The sequence below is a fragment of the Bacillus pumilus genome (genome assembly GCF_038738535.1).
GTDB lineage: Bacteria > Bacillota > Bacilli > Bacillales > Bacillaceae > Bacillus.
Window position 1 is genome coordinate 1,640,508 of the sequence record NZ_CP046128.1, and the last position, 19,853, is coordinate 1,660,360.

At 39.8% G+C, this 19,853-nt stretch carries 21 protein-coding genes; 17 read left to right on the top strand and 4 right to left on the bottom strand.

Annotated elements, in window-relative coordinates; translation table 11 throughout:
• Positions 1–14 precede the first annotated feature (14 nt).
• Both nrdF and GKC25_RS08095 read left to right on the top strand, forming a co-directional pair.
• On the top strand, positions 15–995 hold the full coding sequence (gene nrdF / locus GKC25_RS08090; RefSeq protein WP_034662137.1) for a class 1b ribonucleoside-diphosphate reductase subunit beta: 981 nt from the start codon (positions 15–17) through the stop codon (positions 993–995).
• Positions 996–1,079: 84 nt separating this feature from the next.
• Complete coding sequence (locus GKC25_RS08095; RefSeq protein ID WP_034662134.1) at positions 1,080–1,697, top strand: hypothetical protein; 618 nt, start codon at positions 1,080–1,082, stop codon at positions 1,695–1,697.
• A gap of 67 nt (positions 1,698–1,764) precedes the next feature.
• On the opposite strand, the gene GKC25_RS08100 is transcribed toward GKC25_RS08095, so the two are convergent.
• Positions 1,765–2,523 (bottom strand): N-acetylmuramoyl-L-alanine amidase, encoded by a 759-nt coding sequence (locus GKC25_RS08100; protein ID WP_034662131.1) that lies wholly within the window; start codon positions 2,521–2,523, stop codon positions 1,765–1,767.
• 309 nt (positions 2,524–2,832) lie between these two features.
• Between GKC25_RS08100 and spoVK the strand changes: the two genes are divergently transcribed.
• The 9 genes from spoVK to GKC25_RS08145 all read left to right on the top strand — a co-directional run bounded on the left by spoVK (position 2,833) and on the right by GKC25_RS08145 (position 12,570).
• Positions 2,833–3,792, top strand: a complete 960-nt coding sequence (gene spoVK, locus GKC25_RS08105) for a stage V sporulation protein K (protein WP_034662129.1) — start codon at positions 2,833–2,835, stop codon at positions 3,790–3,792.
• 121 nt (positions 3,793–3,913) lie between these two features.
• Positions 3,914–5,176: a GTPase HflX gene (hflX, locus tag GKC25_RS08110; protein ID WP_034662126.1), complete on the top strand. Its 1,263-nt coding sequence runs from the start codon at positions 3,914–3,916 to the stop codon at positions 5,174–5,176.
• Between the two features lie 18 nt (positions 5,177–5,194).
• Positions 5,195–6,475, top strand: coding sequence for an aminotransferase class I/II-fold pyridoxal phosphate-dependent enzyme (locus tag GKC25_RS08115; protein ID WP_342689959.1), 1,281 nt, complete (start codon positions 5,195–5,197; stop codon positions 6,473–6,475).
• A gap of 91 nt (positions 6,476–6,566) precedes the next feature.
• Positions 6,567–6,977, top strand: a complete 411-nt coding sequence (locus GKC25_RS08120) for a MerR family transcriptional regulator (protein ID WP_034662120.1) — start codon at positions 6,567–6,569, stop codon at positions 6,975–6,977.
• 59 nt (positions 6,978–7,036) lie between these two features.
• Positions 7,037–8,371, top strand: coding sequence for a type I glutamate--ammonia ligase (gene glnA / locus GKC25_RS08125; protein WP_034662117.1), 1,335 nt, complete (start codon positions 7,037–7,039; stop codon positions 8,369–8,371).
• 453 nt (positions 8,372–8,824) lie between these two features.
• A complete protein-coding gene (locus GKC25_RS08130; RefSeq protein ID WP_034660747.1) occupies positions 8,825–9,916 on the top strand; it encodes a Rap family tetratricopeptide repeat protein in 1,092 nt (363 codons plus the stop codon).
• A 2-nt stretch (positions 9,917–9,918) separates the two neighbouring features.
• The gene (locus GKC25_RS08135) at positions 9,919–10,053 is read left to right on the top strand and encodes a hypothetical protein (protein ID WP_262417204.1); all 135 of its coding nucleotides are present in this window, start codon (positions 9,919–9,921) and stop codon (positions 10,051–10,053) included.
• A 121-nt stretch (positions 10,054–10,174) separates the two neighbouring features.
• Positions 10,175–12,097 carry a T7SS effector LXG polymorphic toxin gene (locus GKC25_RS08140; protein WP_342689960.1) on the top strand — a complete coding sequence of 641 codons (1,923 nt, stop codon included), beginning with the start codon at positions 10,175–10,177 and terminating at the stop codon, positions 12,095–12,097.
• Entirely contained in the window at positions 12,097–12,570 is a 474-nt protein-coding gene (locus GKC25_RS08145) for an antitoxin YezG family protein (protein ID WP_034660749.1), read from the top strand. Before GKC25_RS08140 ends, GKC25_RS08145 begins: the two co-directional genes overlap by 1 nt.
• Before the next feature lie 271 nt (positions 12,571–12,841).
• Here GKC25_RS08145 and GKC25_RS08150 read toward each other — a convergent pair whose 3' ends face one another.
• On the bottom strand, positions 12,842–13,225 hold the full coding sequence (locus GKC25_RS08150) for a macro domain-containing protein (RefSeq protein ID WP_223251470.1): 384 nt from the start codon (positions 13,223–13,225) through the stop codon (positions 12,842–12,844).
• Positions 13,226–13,504: 279 nt separating this feature from the next.
• Here GKC25_RS08150 and GKC25_RS08155 point away from each other — a divergent pair, with 279 nt between their 5' ends.
• The gene (locus tag GKC25_RS08155) at positions 13,505–14,047 is read left to right on the top strand and encodes a GNAT family N-acetyltransferase (protein WP_187704519.1); all 543 of its coding nucleotides are present in this window, start codon (positions 13,505–13,507) and stop codon (positions 14,045–14,047) included.
• Positions 14,048–14,188: 141 nt separating this feature from the next.
• On the top strand, positions 14,189–14,770 hold the full coding sequence (locus GKC25_RS08160) for an undecaprenyl-diphosphatase (RefSeq protein WP_034660751.1): 582 nt from the start codon (positions 14,189–14,191) through the stop codon (positions 14,768–14,770).
• A gap of 52 nt (positions 14,771–14,822) precedes the next feature.
• Here the strand turns inward: GKC25_RS08160 and GKC25_RS08165 are convergent, their stop codons facing one another.
• Positions 14,823–15,194, bottom strand: a complete 372-nt coding sequence (locus GKC25_RS08165) for an iron chaperone (RefSeq protein ID WP_034660752.1) — start codon at positions 15,192–15,194, stop codon at positions 14,823–14,825.
• 495 nt (positions 15,195–15,689) lie between these two features.
• Positions 15,690–15,935, bottom strand: a complete 246-nt coding sequence (locus GKC25_RS08170; protein ID WP_034660753.1) for a hypothetical protein — start codon at positions 15,933–15,935, stop codon at positions 15,690–15,692.
• Between the two features lie 433 nt (positions 15,936–16,368).
• Here GKC25_RS08170 and GKC25_RS08175 point away from each other — a divergent pair, with 433 nt between their 5' ends.
• From GKC25_RS08175 to GKC25_RS08190, 4 genes are all read left to right on the top strand, one after another.
• Entirely contained in the window at positions 16,369–17,022 is a 654-nt protein-coding gene (locus GKC25_RS08175) for a CotZ-related putative spore coat protein (protein ID WP_034660754.1), read from the top strand.
• Positions 17,023–17,096: 74 nt separating this feature from the next.
• Entirely contained in the window at positions 17,097–17,441 is a 345-nt protein-coding gene (locus GKC25_RS08180) for a DUF3992 domain-containing protein (RefSeq protein ID WP_034660755.1), read from the top strand.
• 44 nt (positions 17,442–17,485) lie between these two features.
• On the top strand, positions 17,486–18,406 hold the full coding sequence (locus tag GKC25_RS08185) for a BclA C-terminal domain-containing protein (RefSeq protein ID WP_342689961.1): 921 nt from the start codon (positions 17,486–17,488) through the stop codon (positions 18,404–18,406).
• 257 nt (positions 18,407–18,663) lie between these two features.
• Positions 18,664–19,776: a tetratricopeptide repeat protein gene (locus GKC25_RS08190; protein ID WP_060596408.1), complete on the top strand. Its 1,113-nt coding sequence runs from the start codon at positions 18,664–18,666 to the stop codon at positions 19,774–19,776.
• Positions 19,777–19,853 lie beyond the last annotated feature (77 nt).

Consider the following 19,853-nt stretch of genomic DNA (forward strand, 5'->3'; position numbering starts at 1 on the left):
AAGGAGAGTTTAACGTGACAAAAATTTATGATGCAGCCAACTGGTCAAAACACGAAGACGATTTTACACAAATGTTTTACAACCAAAATGTGAAGCAGTTCTGGCTTCCTGAAGAGATTTCCTTAAACGGGGATCTCTTAACATGGAAATATTTAGGTGAAAAAGAGCGAGATACGTACATGAAGGTACTTGCTGGCCTGACTTTACTTGATACAGAACAAGGAAATACAGGGATGCCGATTGTGGCTGAACATGTAGACGGCCATCAGCGTAAAGCTGTATTAAACTTTATGGCGATGATGGAAAATGCGGTACATGCAAAATCATACTCAAATATCTTCATGACCCTCGCACCAACTGAAACGATCAGTGAAGTGTTTGAATGGGTCAAGAAAAATAAATTCTTGCAAAAGAAAGCAGATATGATTGTCAGTTTATACCGTTCGATTCAAAAGGACGATCCGATTTCCCTCTTTAAAGCAATGGTTGCTTCTGTTTATTTAGAAAGCTTCCTATTTTACAGTGGTTTTTACTACCCGCTTTATTTCTATGGACAAGGAAAGCTCATGCAAAGTGGTGAAATCATCAACTTGATTTTGCGTGATGAAGCGATTCACGGTGTGTACGTTGGGTTATTAGCGCAAGAAATTTACAACAAACAAACACCTGAAGTGCAAAAAGAGCTGTATGATTTCTCGATTGACCTCTTGAACGAGCTTTATGAAAATGAACTTCATTACACGGAAGATATATATGACCAAGTCAATTTATCACATGATGTGAAAAAGTTCATTCGTTACAATGCCAATAAAGCGTTAATGAACCTTGGATTTGCCCCTTACTTTGAAGAAGAAGAGATCAATCCAATTGTATTGAACGGACTCAATACAAAAACAAAGTCGCATGACTTCTTCTCAATGAAAGGGAACGGCTACAAAAAAGCAACTGTAGAGCCGTTAAAAGATGATGACTTCTTCTTTGGAGATGAATCATAAGTAAGGCGTAAAAGTCAAAACGCATCACTCGTTTTGGCTTTTTGCCATTTCATACAATGCGTTACATACTGGAGGTTACCGAGCATGGGAAAAATGGATGAAATCATACTAGTTGCACCGCGCACACGCGTGTTCCAAAACGAAACGCTTGCGTTTAATGGTGTGAATAGTGAAGAGAAAACAATCAACACCATTATGAAAGAAATCGAAGAGCACTTCGAGCAGATGCGCAGAGGCGATGCGGAAGAAAATCCTGACTTCAAGCAGCCGATTCCTTATGTCGTGATTAAGCGTGAGGACGAAGTGTATGTATATGAAAGGCTTCAAGGCGGGGGAGAGACTCGATTGCATCATAAGTTGTCTCTTGGCTTTGGTGGTCACATGAATTTCATCGAAGGGAAAAACTTTGTTGAAATTCTAAAGGAAAATACGGATCGTGAGCTGGACGAGGAACTTTCTATTCAAGAAGAAGACAAGCTTGAGATGAAAACCCTTGGTTTAATTAATGATGATGACAACAGTGTCGGCCGTGTGCACATTGGCCTGTTATCAGCACTTGAATTAGCGCCGGGTGCTCATGTAGAAGTGAAAGAAACAGATCAAATCTCAGGAAAATGGATGAAAGCATCCGATTTGAAAAAGCCCGAATACTTCGATCGACTTGAAACATGGTCTCAATTTGTCGTGAACATTTTAGCATAAATGAATAAATAACAAACCGGCTCAGCAGCAGACTTGAGCCGGTTTGTTTCGTTATAACAGCTTCAGCTTATTGGAAAACGAATGCGTCGTGACCGGCCTGCTTTAGTCTTGCGACGAGGTCATCCGCATTTTGTTTTGTGCGGAAAGCCCCAGCTTGCACTCGGAACATACCTCCCTCTAATACAACGAAGGCGTCAAAGCCTTTGGATTTAAGTGTGGCTGCTAATTCATCCGCATTGGCTTTCACCTTGAAAGCCCCAGCCTGTACTTTATAAAGATTACCTGCTTTTTTTTTCAGCTGAAAGGCTTTCTCTAATCCAGTGGCATGAGCGCGAGCGATGCCTTGAAGGAAGGTCGCGTTGCGGAGCTTATTGGCATCAGCTGTCGTATCGATGAAACCATTCTCTGTTAAAATAGCGGGCATAGAAGTTTCTCGAAGAACGTGGAAGTTCGCTGTTTTCTTGCCGCGGTTGGCAAAATCCACTGAGCGAACAATTTCATCATGAAGGGCATTGCGATACGTGGTGGTCGGTGCTGAAACGCCAGGATACACAAAGCTTTCAAAACCTGTGCCCCCGCCTGCATTAATATGAATAGACACGAAATAGTCAGCTCCCCAGCTGTTTGCCGCATTTGTACGCTGGGCCAAAGTGACGGACTGGTCAATTGAACGACTTAAGCGGACAGAAACGTCATCATAATCACTAATCAACATATCTCTCAGTAAAATCGCGATTTGCAGTGTTATATTTTTCTCCAAAAGTCCATTTGCAGCAGCTCCAGAATCTGTTCCTCCGTGGCCAGGATCAATAAAAATTTTCACCATCTATTCATCACCTCGTCTTTATTTTATGAGAAAATAGAAGAATTGCCTGTACAATATTGAGACTCTTTTCTGCACAATTTGTGATGAGAAAGCTACATTTTTCTAAGAAAAAACAAATTGTTGGTTTGTCCGCCTAAATTGGATGAATACAATGGAAATAGCACATCATTTCCTGGGAAACCGCAGAAATCCCTACAATATTCGGTATCTCGGGTCATTTTGACAGCAAACTTGGGCTTAAGCGGGCGATTGTCACGATTACAGCTCCACCCGAATAGAATAAAGAGAGAAGAGCGAGAGGTGAATACGTTGGAGCGAGCTGTCACATATAAAAACAACGGCCAAATCAATATTATACTTAACGGACAAAAGCAAGTATTGGTTGATGCAGATTCAGAGGCAGAATACTTAGAAGCCTTGCAGAAAAATGAGGCAAAGCACAGCATCTTACGGGAAATAGAGCGTGAAATGAACAGCCTTGTCGGTATGGATGAAATGAAACGAAACATAAAAGAGATTTATGCTTGGATCTTTGTCAATCAAAAAAGGCAGGAACAAGGGTTAAAGGTAGGCAAACAAGCGCTTCATATGATGTTCAAAGGGAATCCAGGCACAGGGAAAACAACGGTTGCAAGACTTGTCGGGAAGCTTTTCTTTGAAATGAATGTCCTCTCAAAGGGGCACTTAATTGAAGCGGAACGCGGAGATCTTGTCGGAGAGTACATTGGTCATACTGCGCAAAAAACAAGGGAGTTAATTAAAAAATCACTAGGCGGCATTTTGTTCATCGACGAAGCCTATTCTCTTGCCCGCGGAGGCGAAAAGGATTTTGGGAAAGAAGCGATTGATACCCTAGTAAAACATATGGAGGACAAACAGCACGAATTCATTCTCATTCTTGCTGGCTACTCTAAGGAAATGGATCATTTTCTATCATTAAACCCTGGGCTGCAATCCAGATTTCCAATCAATATCAGCTTTCCTGATTATACCGTCGATCAGCTCATGGACATTGCCAAACGAATGATGGCTGACAGAGAATATATATTTACCCAAGAAGCTGAATGGAAGCTGCGAGATTACTTAATGCACATTAAAAGCACCACGAGTCCTGCAAAATTCAGCAACGGCCGCTTTGTGCGAAACACGATTGAAAAGGCCATTCGAACCCAAGCGATGAGACTCCTGCTTGTGGATCATTATGATAAAAAAGATTTGCTCACGATTAAAAGTCACGATCTGCAAATGAAAGAGGATACGCCTACTTAAAATGGCGTATCCTTTTTATAAAGAGATACTAAAATAAACCAGCCGAATAGTGGTATACGTGTGATGTGTTTGGTATGATGGTACTACTGAAAACTTAAGTACAGAAAGGAAACAACTGACGTTGAATGAACATGAAATGACAGAAAAAGCGATCCTTGTCGGCTGTCAATTGCCGCATGTCACGGATGAACGCTTTCAATACTCAATGGAAGAATTAGCTTCCTTAACCAAAACGGCTGGCGGTGAAGCTGTCAGCGTAATGACGCAGAAGAGAAATAGACAAGACAGCGCAACATATATCGGTAAAGGGAAAGTAGAAGAGCTTGAAGTGCTTTGCGAGGAATTCGAATGTGATGTCATTATTTTTAACGATGAACTGTCTCCAAGTCAGCTGAAAGCTTTGGCAACTGCCTTAGATGTGAAAATTATCGATCGTACACAATTGATTTTAGACATCTTTGCAAAAAGAGCTCGGACAAGAGAGGGGAAGCTGCAAATAGAGCTTGCCCAGCTTCAGTATGCCTTGCCAAGACTAAGCGGACAAGGGATCAGCCTCTCAAGACAAGGCGGCGGAATTGGCGCAAGAGGTCCAGGTGAAACAAAACTTGAAACAGATAGACGCCATATTCGAAACCGTATTCACGAAATTAATGGGCAATTATCTACAGTCAAAGAACACCGTACAAGATACCGGGAACGCCGGAAGAAAAATGGGGTGTTCCAAATTGCCATTGTCGGATATACGAATGCCGGAAAATCTACTTTGTTTAACCAATTAACAGATGCAGATAGTCATGAAGAGGATCTGCTGTTTGCGACACTTGATCCAATGACACGTAAGATGACATTAGCATCTGGCTACAGTGTGCTGATTTCAGATACCGTTGGTTTTATCCAAGACCTTCCAACAACACTCATTGCGGCATTTCGTTCCACTCTTGAAGAAGTGAAGGAAGCTGATTATTTGCTTCACGTCATTGATTCTTCTAATGAGGATTACGAAGGTCACGAACGGACGGTTCATGAGCTTTTAGAGGAATTAGAAGCAGATCGTATTCCAATGCTGACGGTTTATAACAAAGAAGATCAAATCAGACCGGATTTCATCCCATCTTCAAAGCATCGTCATCTGTTAATCAGTGCGAGACACGAAGAAGATGTGAAACGATTAAAAGCGGATATTATGGCAGAACTGAAACAAAACTTTTTAAAGCCATATCATGTGAAGATTCCAGCGTATGAAGGAAAGCTCATCTCCGCATTAAAATCAGAAACGCTTGTAGAATCACTAGAATTTCAAAAAGAAGCAGAACTTTATGACATCACCGGGTTTAGTGGTGAGGAGCAGACCATATTAGGTCAAATCAAGAAGTATATGTTGTAAGAAAGGAATTAAATCAAGATGTTTCATACATTAAAACACGGCAGTATTTTAGAAAAAGTAGCAGCAGAAACAGAACAAGACATTTTACACATGCATCAGCAAATTGATCAAAAGAGCGAACAAAATGAGTGGCGGGTGCTTGAAAGCTACCGAAAGCATAAAGTCAGTGACTCTCACTTTAACCCGACAACTGGATATGGCTATGATGATATGGGAAGAGACACGTTAGAAAAGATCTACGCAGATGTCTTCGGAGGAGAAAGCGGCCTTGTGCGTCCGCAGATCATTTCCGGCACACATGCGATTTCCATTGCGTTATTTGGTGTGCTGAGACCTGGCGATGAATTGATCTATATGACAGGAAAACCATACGATACGCTAGAAGAAATTGTAGGGATCCGCGGCAAAGAAGGGACAGGCTCATTAAAAGATTTCCAGATTGATTACAAGGCCATTGATTTAAGACAAGATGGATCCGTCGATTATGACAAAGTAAAAGAGTCAATCTCCTATAAAACAAAAATGATCGGCATTCAGCGTTCGAAAGGCTATGCGTCAAGACCCTCCTTTACAATAGAAGAAATCGAGCAAATGATCTCATTTGTAAAAGAGATCAATGAAGAAATCATTGTGTTTGTGGACAACTGTTATGGTGAATTTACTGAATTACAAGAGCCATGTCATGTGGGAGCGGATCTTATGGCAGGTTCCCTTATTAAAAATCCAGGCGGCGGCCTTGCCAAAACAGGCGGCTACATCGTTGGAAAAGAAAAATGGGTAGAAGCTTGCTCTTATCGAATGACATCTCCGGGCATCGGCAGTGAAGCGGGTGCATCGCTGTATGCGCTCCAGGAAATGTATCAAGGATTTTTCTTAGCACCGCATGTTGTGGCTCAAAGCTTAAAGGGCGCAGTGTTCACGGCTCGTTTTCTTGAGAAGCTCGGATTCCAAACGAACCCAGCGTGGAATGCGAAAAGAACGGATTTGATTCAATCAGTCGAATTTGGCGATCCTAACAAAATGATTGCGTTCTGCCAGGCGATTCAATATGCATCTCCGATCAACAGTCACGTCACACCGCATGCGAGCTATATGCCGGGCTACGAGGATGATGTCATCATGGCAGCGGGCACCTTCGTCCAAGGAGCTAGTATCGAATTGTCAGCCGATGGACCGATCAGACCGCCTTATACAGCCTACGTTCAAGGCGGACTCACGTATGCCCATGTGAAAAATGCGATTTGCAGTGCTGTAGATGCCTTATTAGAACAAGGTTTTATCGACATACCTGCTCAATAAAAAAATCCATGTTAATATTCCTAACATAGTGTTGACACATAATATAACATGAGATATAATAAATTTAAGCAAAGAGGAGGAGACAGTTGAGATGAGTGATAACATTCGCCGCTCAATGCCTTTATTCCCAATTGGGATTGTCATGCAGCTAACAGAATTATCTGCAAGGCAAATTCGCTATTATGAGGAAAATGGATTAGTATTTCCAGCAAGAAGTGATGGGAATCGCCGATTATTTTCTTTCCATGATGTTGATAAATTACTAGAAATTAAAAACCTCATCGAACAAGGTGTAAACATGGCAGGAATCAAAAAACTTTTTGCCAAAGCTGAGGCAGAAAATCCAGCGTCTGACACAAAGACCGAGGAGAAAACCACAGCCAAGCACAACTTGACAGATGATGAACTCAGGAAGCTACTGAAGAAGGAACTCATTCAGGCTGGACGTTTCCAACAAGGAACGACCTTTAGGCAGGGGGATATGTCAAGGTTCTTCCGTTAACGAATTAGCAAAAGCATTGCTATACAATTTTACCTTTTGTAGGGGAGGAGTTTTACGAAATGGCAAAATACACAAGAGAAGATATCGTAAAATTAGTAAATGAGGAAAACGTAAAGTACATTCGTCTGCAATTTACAGACATTCTCGGAACGATTAAAAATGTTGAAATTCCTGTGAGCCAGTTAGAAAAAGCTCTCGATAACAAATGTATGTTTGACGGTTCATCTATTGAAGGCTTCGTACGTATTGAAGAATCAGATATGTATCTATACCCAGATCTCAATACATTTGTTATTTTCCCTTGGACAGCAGAAAAAGGTAAAGTTGCACGCTTTATTTGTGACATTTACAAGCCGGACGGGACGCCATTTGATGGAGACCCACGTAATAACTTAAAGCGTGTCTTAAAGGAAATGGAAGAACTAGGATTTAGTGATTTCAACCTTGGGCCTGAGCCAGAATTCTTCTTATTTAAATTAGATGAAAAAGGCGAACCAACGCTTGAACTAAACGATAAAGGCGGATACTTTGACCTTGCACCAACAGATCTAGGCGAAAACTGCCGCCGTGATATCGTGCTTGAGCTTGAAGAAATGGGCTTTGAAATTGAAGCATCTCACCACGAAGTAGCACCTGGACAGCATGAAATTGATTTCAAATATGCTGGCGCTATCCGTTCTTGTGATGACATTCAAACGTTCAAACTCGTTGTCAAAACGATTGCGAGAAAGCACGGTCTTCATGCGACATTCATGCCAAAACCATTGTTCGGTGTAAACGGTTCTGGTATGCACTGTAACCTATCATTATTCAAAAATGGCAAAAACGCATTCTTTGATGAAAAAGCAGATTTACAATTAAGCGAGACTGCTAGACACTTTATCGCAGGTATCGTCAAGCACGCAACAAGCTTTACAGCGGTCACAAACCCAACGGTTAACTCTTACAAGCGTCTTGTACCTGGTTATGAAGCACCTTGCTACGTTGCATGGAGTGCACAAAACCGCAGTCCATTGATCCGTATCCCTGCATCACGCGGCATCAGCACACGTGTAGAAGTGCGCAGCGTTGACCCATCTGCAAACCCATACCTTGCACTAAGCGTATTACTTGCAGCAGGTCTAGACGGAATCAAAAATAAACTAGCCGCACCAGCACCAATCGACAGAAACATTTATGTCATGGACAAAGAAGAGCGCCTTGAAAACGGCATCTCTGACCTGCCTGCAACACTTGCAGAAGCACTTGAGTTACTGAAATCAAACGAAGTCATGATCAACGCACTAGGCGATCACCTATTCGAACACTTCATCGAATCAAAAGAAATCGAATGGGATATGTTCCGCACCCAAGTGCACCCATGGGAACGCGATCAGTATATGTCTCAGTATTAATAAAGAAAACCCCTTGGAACCAATGGTTTCAGGGGTTTTTATTTTGGTCAAATTATATTCAGAAAAGAAGAAAACGATGTGTAAACCTATGTTTAAAAAGAGAATTAGTGTTCCTAAAGAAACTGTTTTAAAGTTATTTCTACGCCACCAACTTCAATATCACTTCTAAGCAATTCTTTATGTTTTGAAGCAGCAACTTGCGCTTCTTTTTGTACTAAATTCACCTTTAGAAAGCTCTGTTACTTCTTGTGTTACAGGATCCATATGTTTAATTCTGTACTGCCATGTCGTTCCTCTTTTAATGCACTCTACATAAAACATACCTTTTATAGATAAGTATTTTTGCATTTTGCGGGATACCGAAAACTTTTAAAATGAACACTTCGACTTTACATATGTTGTAAATGCCATGTTAAAATTATACAAAGTAAATGATAGCAAGGGGGTAATGGGATGTCAGGTTTGATCTCCTCTGTAGATGTAGCAAACACACTCAACAAATGGTATTTACATATTAAAAAGAGGGAAGTTTCACAAGCAGTAGAGTTGAGGGATGAGATTCAAGAAATGTTAGGCGAAATGGAAGAAAATCAAGATGTTTTACTCTATTTCAATATTCTTGATTACAGATTTAAGGTACTTATGGAAGATTTAGTGAGGCAACCAACAATAACAGAAAGTGAAAGAGTCAAAACAGATGACATGCTAAGGTTTTACTTTTATCTTTTCAAAGGTATGTATGAGAGTGCAAAGAATAACTATTCAGAAGCTCTAGTCCTATTCAGAGTAGCTGAGAGACAATTGGACAAGGTACATGATGAAATTGAAAAGGCTGAGTTCCATTATAAAATTGGCACACTCTACTATTTCAACAAGGTCACGCTCCTTTCTCACCATCATCTACAAACAGCCAAGGATATCTACAAAGGTCATGAAGGCTACAGCATACAGACCATAAACTGTAATATGTTGTTGGCACTGAATTTGATTGATGATGGTAGACTAGACAAAGCTGAAAGAATGCTTTTGGAGTGTGTCGATAGACTGATTGAGAAGAATGATAAGAGATTGTTAGCGTTGGCTTATTATGATTTAGGATTTCTCAAAATTCAGGATGACCACCATATAGAAGCAATTGAATATTTCAACAAAGCAATTTCCGCAGATGATCTAAAACAGTCAGCTCCTGTTTCTTACTTACAATGTGCGTATGAATTTGCAAGATCAAGCTATAAATCAAATCAGTTGGATCAGGCAATAAGTTGGGTTGCTGAGGGGAAAACCTTTTCTAAAGAACAGCAGAACACAAACTTTATTTTGAAATTCAATATCCTTGAGAAATGTTATACAACACCACGGGAAAGCTATGAGGACATCAAGAAAGGGCTATATCTTTTGGAAGAAAGAAAAGCATATGTTGATTTAGAGGCATTAGCTCCTGATGTTGCCTCCATATATAAAAAGTTAAATCTTTATGAAGAAAGTAACTACTTCTTGGAATTGGCTTTAAAATCTTGTACGCTTATAGGAAAGGAGGTCATATGATCATGAAAAAAATAATGGTGATTATTACTACTGCTTTGCTGATAGGTACAATACTTGGAATGCCTATTTTACAACATACCCAGGCAGATGCTAAAAGTGATATAGTGTTACTTTCCTCAAGAGGTGCAGGATCATAAAATCAACCTCTACAGACCAGCTCCGGGGTTGAATGGTTAAAAATAGATAAATTGGATTAAAGTATAAGACTCCTTATGGTATTCTAGTAAATGAATACGCCATAAAAGGAGTCTTTTTTATATGAAAATATTAGATGCTCCATCTTTACTATCAGCTGTAGAACAAAGGTCAAAGGCCTATCATGAGCTTCAAGAAGAAATGAAACTTGTGAAAAAAGCATTAAAAAGTGTATCGGGATTAGGTGACGAGTTTACTGGAAAAGGTGCAGATAATATCAAAGCTTTTTATAATGATCTTGCACTATACACGGACACTTATCTTGATTTTATCGATATGCAAAAGGCTTTTTTAGATGGAGTGAAAGGAAAGCTTGATGATGAATCATTAGGCGGTAGTACATTTATTGACGAGCACTTCTTAGACGCTCAATTGAAGCAGGGCATTCAGAACAATAAAGATATGGTGAAGGAACAAAAAGAAGCCCTTACGGCTATTTTTGACGATATTAGTGATTTGATTGAATTGCAGACATTTTCCAGCAAAGAGGTAGACGAGCACTTAGATGATGCGAACAAAAAAAGAAAAGATGCAATTGAGGCTGTACATACATTAGATCATGCCCTAAAAACAGAATACGCAAAATCAGAAGCGATTGAGAAACATCTTGCAACTTTTTATACAAAAATGATGGCTGCTACAGGAAAAGGAAAGAACGCTCAGCCCATGTATTATGATGCAAAAGCATTTCATGAGACAGATGTGTACAAGAATCATGATAAAATCGATGCTCAAGTGAAAGCATATTTAAAATTAAAAAAAGAAGAAAAAGAGAAACGAAGAATCAAAGAATTGAAAGAAAAGCTCAATGATCCATCAAACATGTCAGTGGATCAATACTTTGAGATTGTAGACGAAATTGGATATGAAAATCTTTCTTACGATCAAAAAATGTATTACAGCCAGCTGCTTCAAATTAAAGCGCAGGAAGAAGCATCAGAGGTATTCGTTGATAGTGTAAAAGGTGCTGCAGTGGGTCTATATGATGTGGCCAAAGATACAGTAGTTGGCATCTACGATCTTGTAACAGACCCTGGGGGTGCCGTTGAATCGGTCGTAACGGCTGTTTCTCACCCAATTGAAACATCGAAAGCAATTGGAAAATCAATTTCAGACTCATTCCAAAAAGAAGTCATAGATGGTGATGCGTATTCTCGGTCACACTGGTTTGCCTATGCGACTGGTTCACTAGCAGAAATCGTCTTTGGTTCTAAAGGGGCAGGAGTCATCACAAAAACGGGGACAACAGCGGCCAAAACTACGGTGAAGAAAGGGCTTGAACAAGGAGCAAAATCATTAGACAGAGTCTCCATTCCTAGCCTATTGCCATATTCACCAAAGTTTCAAATGGCTGGCGGACCCAAGCTGCCGTACAATGTATTTGACGGAGAAAATCTTAAAAATAAACTCCTCTCCATGGCAAAGCGTCTAGACAACAACTCAGGATACGGAATCTCTAAGACAGGCAGACGATTACCAGCACCAAAATCACCGCCAACCGTTGTCAGTTACGGAGATCACTATGTGAGATGGAAACGTAAAAAAGTATTAAAACCCAATGTCGTTTATTCAACAAAGCAAGGGTACACCTACACAACCGACCACTACGGAAGGATTGTCAAAGTCGAAGCAAGTGATTTAAAATACGGAGAGATCAAAAGAAACCAATATGCCCAATCCAATTCAGGGAAGCCTGACAGATTACTAGATGATGATGGTGGGCATTTAATTGCTTCAATTTTTAAAGGATCTGGAGATATTGATAATCTTGTGCCGATGAATGGGAATTTAAACAAAGGTGAGTGGAAAAAGCTTGAAAATACTTGGGCTGATGCTCTTCAAAATGGTGATGAAGTTAAAGTGAAGATTACACCTAACTATAAAGCGGATTCTCTACGCCCAGAAACTTTTGATATTAAATATAAAATCGGTGATGATGAATGGGAAATCAAAAGGTTCGACAATGTGTATGGAGGTAAAAAGTAATGAATGAAGAAAAAATAGAACATTTATATAAAGAGATAGTTGATGTTGTAGTGGGAACAATACCAATTGAATGGGGAAAGGTGTATTTATATGGTGAGGTAGTTAAAGGTTCTCAAACTGTTTACTTTTATTTTTCATCTAAAGAAAATGAGGGTAAACTGGTATATAGTCATGAGATCACTGAACTTTTTGAAGTGAGTGAACATGAATACAAAGAAAGATGGCATCAATTAGTTGACTGTATCCAAGAACTTAAGAGAGAGTTTGAACAAAATGGTCAAGAACCTTGGACAAACTTCACAATGATATTTGATGAAACGGGGCATTTTAATATAGAATTTAATTATGATGACCTTTTGAATACAAACCCTCATGAAAGAAAAACTATTTGGAAATATAATCATCTAGGTATTATACCTAAAAGTAATTCTGGTAAAAAACATTTAGAAAAATACTTCTCTACATTGGAGTAACTTTTAGAGATGTTATAAAATTCGTTTTGATAGATTAAAGAAATAAAGACTAGAGAACATATTGAGAGCATCATTCCAAGCTGAAATGGTGCTCTTATTCAATAATGCCCCCTATTAATCAATAACAAAACAGACACACTTAGCAACAAAATAAAAATCAATACATATGGAATCAACTGTGTATTGATTAGCATGTCAAAGAAACCGATTCACGAAAGCAAAAATATCGAAAAACACAATATTCTTTTCTAATTAAATCTTTCTTTTCACTTTATCGAAACCAATAAACCGTCACTTCACAATCACCCAATACCTCTTCAATCATGTCTTCCACAATCGTCCAATCGCCGCCCGCCAATCCGCAGCCGATCCCGTAAGGAATGGCGATGGAAGTTTGGTTTTTCTTTTCATTTGAATGGGTTACTGTGTCTTTTAGGCTTTGTAAGCAGCTGCGTAAGGCATCGTAGTCCGTTTGCATTCTTTTTCTACCGTATCCAGTTTGAGCAAATAAGTTGGCAATTGTTTTTCCGTCATTAGTTGTGATGAGTTGAACGGAGCTTAACAAGTCATCTCCTTGTTCTGTACATAATTGTTTATAATCTTTGTATATATTGGGGTATTTGCTTTTGATTTGTTTGGCTAATCCAGCGCCCATGACCCCTTTACAGTTCACCTGATGACAGAGATGTCTTCACTTGCCTCTAAAATGTTACCATCCACTGTTTTGATCACATCAAGTAACCCCTTTTTAATAAAATGCAAACTTATGTTCTATTTTATCAGTTTTGATCAAATTATTTAATAGCAAAAATGCTTTTTATGAGTTTCGTTTATTTGAAGACACTTCACAACAACTTGATTGTCAAAGCAGGTGCATGTCATCTAAAATATGGAGAGACTAGAAAACACGAAATGATGCAAAGAGGAGTCATTTATGAATCAATTAGAAACGAATCGTTTAATTCTTAGACCGTTTTGCGATGAAGATGCGGCAGGGATGCTGGAGTACTTGTCTAATCCAAGAGTAAATTGTTTTCTTAGTGATCGAATTTTTTCATTAGAAGAAGCTGTGGCTAAAGTGCAAAAGAGAAAAGAAGATCATTCATATGTAGCGGTTTGTTTAAAAGAAAGTCAACTAATTATCGGTGAGTTGTTTCATTTAAAAGAGGAGCCTGATACGTATTCAATCGGCTGGAATTTCAATGCAGCATATGAAGGAAAGGGGTATGCACGTGAGAGTGCTGAAGCATTCTTGACCTATTTATTTGTAGAAAAGGGAGCAAGGCGGCTTTATGCCTATGTAGAAGATGATAATGTCCGTTCACAGGCATTATGTGAGCGATTAGGCATGCGGAAAGAAGGCCTTTTTCTTGAGTTTATTTCATTTACTACTTATGAGGACGGCACCCCTAAATATGAAAATACGTATCAATATGCTTTGCTAAAAAAGGAATGGGAGCAGCATCACTCTCTATAGAGCACTCAGTGAATGATGTGCAGGTGACAGCAAAGTGACAAACATGTCATATGATTCCATGGTTTGTTCGTTCGATCGATGGAGCGGTCATCTCATTTCAATTATCCTTGTCATAAATCGAGGAAAAAGGGATGAAATGAGATGCAGGGATTTAATGAAAATTTATTTAGGTGGGTGAATCAGCTCAGTATCGATCATGGTTACTTGAATCCGTTATTCATTGGACTAGCTGAATATACAGTGCTGTTAGCAGCGCTCATGTGTCTGTTCATATGGTTTCAAAATCGGAGCAGAACCAATAGGCAGGTGGTCGTATCTGCCGGATTTACTTTCATATTGGCAGAGTTAATTGGCAAAATTGCAGGAATTTTTTATTCCAACCAGCAGCCCTTTGCCGAAATGAGCCATGTCAATCTTTTGATTCAAAAGGAAGTAAATAACTCTTTTCCGAGTGATCATACCATCTTTATTTTTTCTGTTTGTCTGATCTTTTGGCTTTTTCACAAACGCCATGTTTATTGGCTGATCATTGCGTGCGCCGTTGGTTTTTCAAGGATTTGGGTAGGTGTCCATTATCCATTTGATGTCTTAGCAGGTGCTGTCATGGCGTGTTTAACAGCGGTCGCTGTTGTATATTTGCCGATATGCCAAAGGAGCGTTAATACCATTTTGTCATGTTATGAGTGGCTTGAGCAGAAAGTTGTAAGGAAGAGAACAAAATAACATGTTGCAGCAAAATACCCCGGTCTGTTAATGGCTCAGATCGGGGTGCTTTTTATTTTCGCCAAAACGTTGAACAATCCGCTTTGTCTTCGATATTAAATTCGATGATTTTTTTTAGGAGAGGATAATCAACTGGCAAGCTTTCCTTCATGCGAAACATCTTTTTTCCATGATCGTAACCCGCTTGTACAATGTCAGCTGAAAAGTGATCGATTCCTTTACCTTCTGGTGCGACAGAAATGTGATGTTTTGCTACGCTAAACCCAATAATAAATGTGCCGTGGTCTGTGAACATGGGCTGATTCCAAGCAATTCTTGGCTCTAATTGAGGGAATGTGTCTAAAATCCATTGTAAAATGTCTTGTGTGCGCTGCTTCAGCTTTGGATTACCGATATTGCTTACATATTCTTCAAACACATGCATGATGTTTTATCCTCCAATTCCATCGACCTAATAAGCCTCAGACGGGATTCGAACCCGCACTCCTTTCGTAAGCATAGGCTAGGGGCAACACGCTTCCCTACGGAATTTCACCGACAGGAATTTCACCTGTCTCAGCTCGTGTGCTTTTCGGTGCTTCTGAAACCCTTGCCTTGCGACCCGCCAGCTACAATTTGTTTTACGGCGCTCTTCCCTTCTAGAGCTACTGAGGCGCGGAAGTTATTGATCATATGATATATAGTAAAATGCTAATAGGGTTATTGTAAAGGAAAATCTAAAGGAAGAGATGATCCTTAACCATTAAAAGATAAATAATGAAATCAGTATGAGTGAAAGATTGTATACATGTTAAAAAAGACTTACCTAAACCTAGCTTACGCTCTCAATGAGGTTTTATATAAAGCTCCCGTTTAGAAGAATTTTTTTACTTTATAGTAAAAAACGACCCCAAAATTGGAAGTCGTTTTGTAAATATTTTTATTTTGAAACAAAGCATTTTCCGTTAGATAATACTTCGCATTTTACAAGGAAATAACTGTTACTACTTGTCCAAACTTGAGTGTAACTTACCCCATTTTGTTTAATTAATACGTAATCCCACTGATCAGGATAAGCATCTCTGACCCACTCTAACGGAGCAGCACTTGCAGTATTCATAGAAAATAACATTGTTGCAGAAAAGGCGATAGATAATACAGCTTTTTTTAATGTTGATTTTTTCAAACAAAACAACTCCTTAATTTGAATTAACCTATTATTTGTAAATAGGTTAATTCAATAGTATCAAAGAGAAAAAGCATTTTGTGTCGAATTTTGTAAAAATACCTTAAATTTACCTATTTATATAAGGTGATAATTTTCACAATGTATGAATAAACCTTTTAACACTTTTAAAGCTTTATTGATTTGTTTTTTTATTTGCGTATAACTGGCGTCGTTTTTGGCGGAGCATGACGTAATATCGTAATAGATGAATTGAACAGCTTTTAAAAGTGACTTTTCGTTCGGTAAATTTTGCGATTAGTTCCATGGGTTCTCTTTCTGCCGCTGATCTTTACGCGAATCGCACAAAATAGTCAAAGGCACATATGATAAAAGACCATATGGATTTGTATACAGCATTGAATTGGGCTGATAGAAAGTGACAAACCTGTTGATGAGTAAACTGAAAGAGATAATTAATCAAACAAAAAATGAAGGCTTTACTCACAAACGTTCAATGAGTTCTCCTTTTTTGCTCATCATGGAAAATGGGGAACCTTTCTACTCCTGGGTGTTCGTTGAAAGAAGTGTGTTTAATACTTGCTATTTTTCTTTGATTTCCATCAATGAAGAACAGAATTGTGTGGTGTTAGAGCTCCTTGTTCCATGCTGCATGAGGTCGACTTGCTGTCAGAAAGTCTTGTATCGATCCAGTTCAAAGATCCTTGTTGATCTTTCTTTTTTATGCGGAATGATTGAAGCAGAGCTGCCAGTATATGATGCGCTCATTTTAAAGAACATAGAACCTCACCACCTCCTTCTTGATTTTTCAACATCCCCCAGTTCGGTTGAAATCTGGCGTAATGGAACAAGATTACTAAATACAGCAACAGTGGTTTTGCATCATCATGATGATCAAGAAGTGCCAGTTTCTATTACCATTCAAACAAAAAAAGCATGTCATGACATATGTGTCCAAAAAGGAGAAAGTCGATCGATTACTGTAAAAGATATGATGTTGATTTTAAAGAAACAAGCCACTGAAAACGTGCAAGCGCGCTTAGACATTCAATTAAACATGGTACAAAGGAAAAAAATAAGGCTTTGAGTCTGGGATAATCGCACAATCTTCATAGAACACTAGATCATAGTCTATCAAGAATAGGTTGAAGGAGGGTTAAAATGGCTATTTTAGGCGGGTGTAGTAATGAGCAAACAGGCTTTGTGAATGATGCGGTATGCTTCACAGTCGATTTAGCAGCAGCAGCGGATCCAGTTGTCGTCTGGACGGATGGAACACCATTTGTCATAAACGGGACCATTATGGTGGAAAACAACGGAATCGTGGCTGTAGCACCAACTGTGACATTAGAGGTCAACGGTGCGGCTGTTCCAGATTTCACTGTACCTCCAGGAGAGAGTCGATCCATTACGCTCAGTGATCTTAACTCCATTGGGATTGTAGCTACTGGCGGGACCTCGACTGGAAGTATTGTCGTTTCTTTTTCTCTCAATTATCAGTATTAGTGTGTATGTCTTAAAGATTCCACAGTTTGAAAGAAGTGAGAGGCATGTGCGCCCAACTTAATATGTGTGGAGGAATAACAGGTCCAACGGGAGCAACCGGCCCGACCGGAGCAACAGGTCCAACAGGATCAACCGGCCCAACAGGTCCAACAGGATCAATGGGATCAACCGGCCCGACCGGAGCAACAGGTCCAACGGGAGCAACCGGAGTAACCGGAGTAACGGGTTCAACAGGAGCAACCGGCCGGACCGGAGTAACGGGTTCAACAGGAGTAACAGGTCCAACAGGAGTAACAGGTCCAACGGGAATAACCGGAATAACGGGTCCAACCGGAGTATCCGGAACAACCGGATCAACCGGCCCGACCGGAGTAACCGGAACAACAGGATCAACAGGCCTGACCGGAGTAACGGGTCCAACCGGAGTAACCGGCTCGACCGGAGTAACGGGAACAACCGGATCAACGGGCCCAACAGGAGTAACAGGTCCAACGGGAGCAACAGGATCAACCGGCCCAACCGGATCACCAGGAGTAACAGGTCAAACCGGCACAATTGTGACCGCTAACTCAATGTACGCGTCCAATACGTCGGGAAGTACAGTGCTTGTTGTCTTAGGCGGGACAGCGGTTTCCTTGCCTAATAATCAGAGCTTAGATGGTTTTACGGCAAGTGGTGGAAATACGATTTTTACAGTGCCTGTCTCAGGCCGCTATTTCATCACATATCAAGTGAACACAAGTGTAGCGCTGCTTGCCGGAACAAGGATCATTAACAGCGGATCTGCCATTCCTGGTTCTATATTAACACCCGCTTTATCGGCATCTACCTACAACGTATCACTCATTACAACACTTGCAGCAGGTAACCAGATTTCTCTCCAAATTTTCGGTTTAGTCGCAGCAATAGTGTTACTTGGGGGAGGATCGGTTGGAGCGGCACTTACTATTATACGATTGGAATAAGGACAAAAAGCCCCCAAAAAAGGGCTTTTTCATTTCATTACGAGATGATTGGTTACTTTAAAACCGAAAAAAGGCGGAATTTTTACACAAACATCATTGACTAGAAGAAAGAAACGCATTTTCAATGGAAACGGTTATTGAAGATTCGAGAGATTCATATTAAAATGATCTCAAATGGACTTAATTAGCAATTGCTAATAGAAGTTCCATATTTAGTGAAATCATGTGATGCAGCTGAAGGTGATTGGGGGTGTAGAATGAGCAAGATTCCTGTTGCGGAATTGGCATCATTATTAAATGACTGGAACATGGAAATCAAAAAAGATCATGCAGATGAGGCAGAACGGTTATTTGCTAAAGCGAAACAAGCGGTAGAGGAAATTGACGATGCGGACATCCTTATGTACTATTCTCTTCTTGAGAAGAGGCATCACATTCTCATGTACAATTTAAGAGGGCAAAAGGGCAGTGTTTCAACGAGAAGTATAGAAGGTCATCACGGGAAAAAAGAGGATGACTTGTCTAACCGACTTGCCTACTATTTTGATTTTTATGAGGGTGTGTATGAGCAGCATCAAGGAAATTACGAGGTTGCATTGCAAATGTATCAAAGTGCTGAAAAGCTCTTAGATAAAATTCCAAGTGAGATCGAACGTGCTGATTTCGATTTTAAGGTGGCCTGGCTTTACTACCGGCTTAGTCATATCATGCTCTCATTAAGCTATATCCGCAGAGCACTTCACGTCTATAAACGGCACAAGCATTATGAAAGAAGAACAGCCCTTTCATACTCTCTCATTGCGGCGAATCAAACAGAGATCGGCCGGTATGAAGAGGCGCTTGAAAATTATCGCCTGGCGGAAGAGGTTTTGACAAGCGAGCAGGATGACTTTATGCTGGCTCAGCTCCATCACAATGTAGCCATTTTATATTCATTTTGGAACAAACCGAAAGAATCAATACGTCATCTTGAAAAAGCACTGTCCCATCAAGAATATTATGAGTCGGATTTCTTTTTCCATTCTACGTATCTGATCAGCCGGGAACTCTGTGTGATTGGTGAAAAGCAGCGTGCAAGCCAATATATAGAGGCTGCGTATGCCAGAATAAAAGATGCTTCTCATGAAGTGTTTCAGCTGAAAATAGGCATCGTCCATGACCTTTACTTAACGAATGCACCACAAAGATTTCAGCAAATTGATGAGAAATTAAGAAAGTTAGAAGAGAAGAATGAATATCATGAAGTAAAAGAGCTTTCACATTTTGCTGCTAAGTATTGTGAAAAGCAAGCACTTTATGAGCAGTCTGTTTTTTACTTGAACAAAAGTTTAGAAGCGGATTTACATATGAAAAGAATGGGGTTGATTTAAGATGAAAACAGGTTTAAAAGTATTATTCGTTGTAGGTTTAGCGATCGCTGCGTCAGTTCTGACTCAAAACGTTGCGG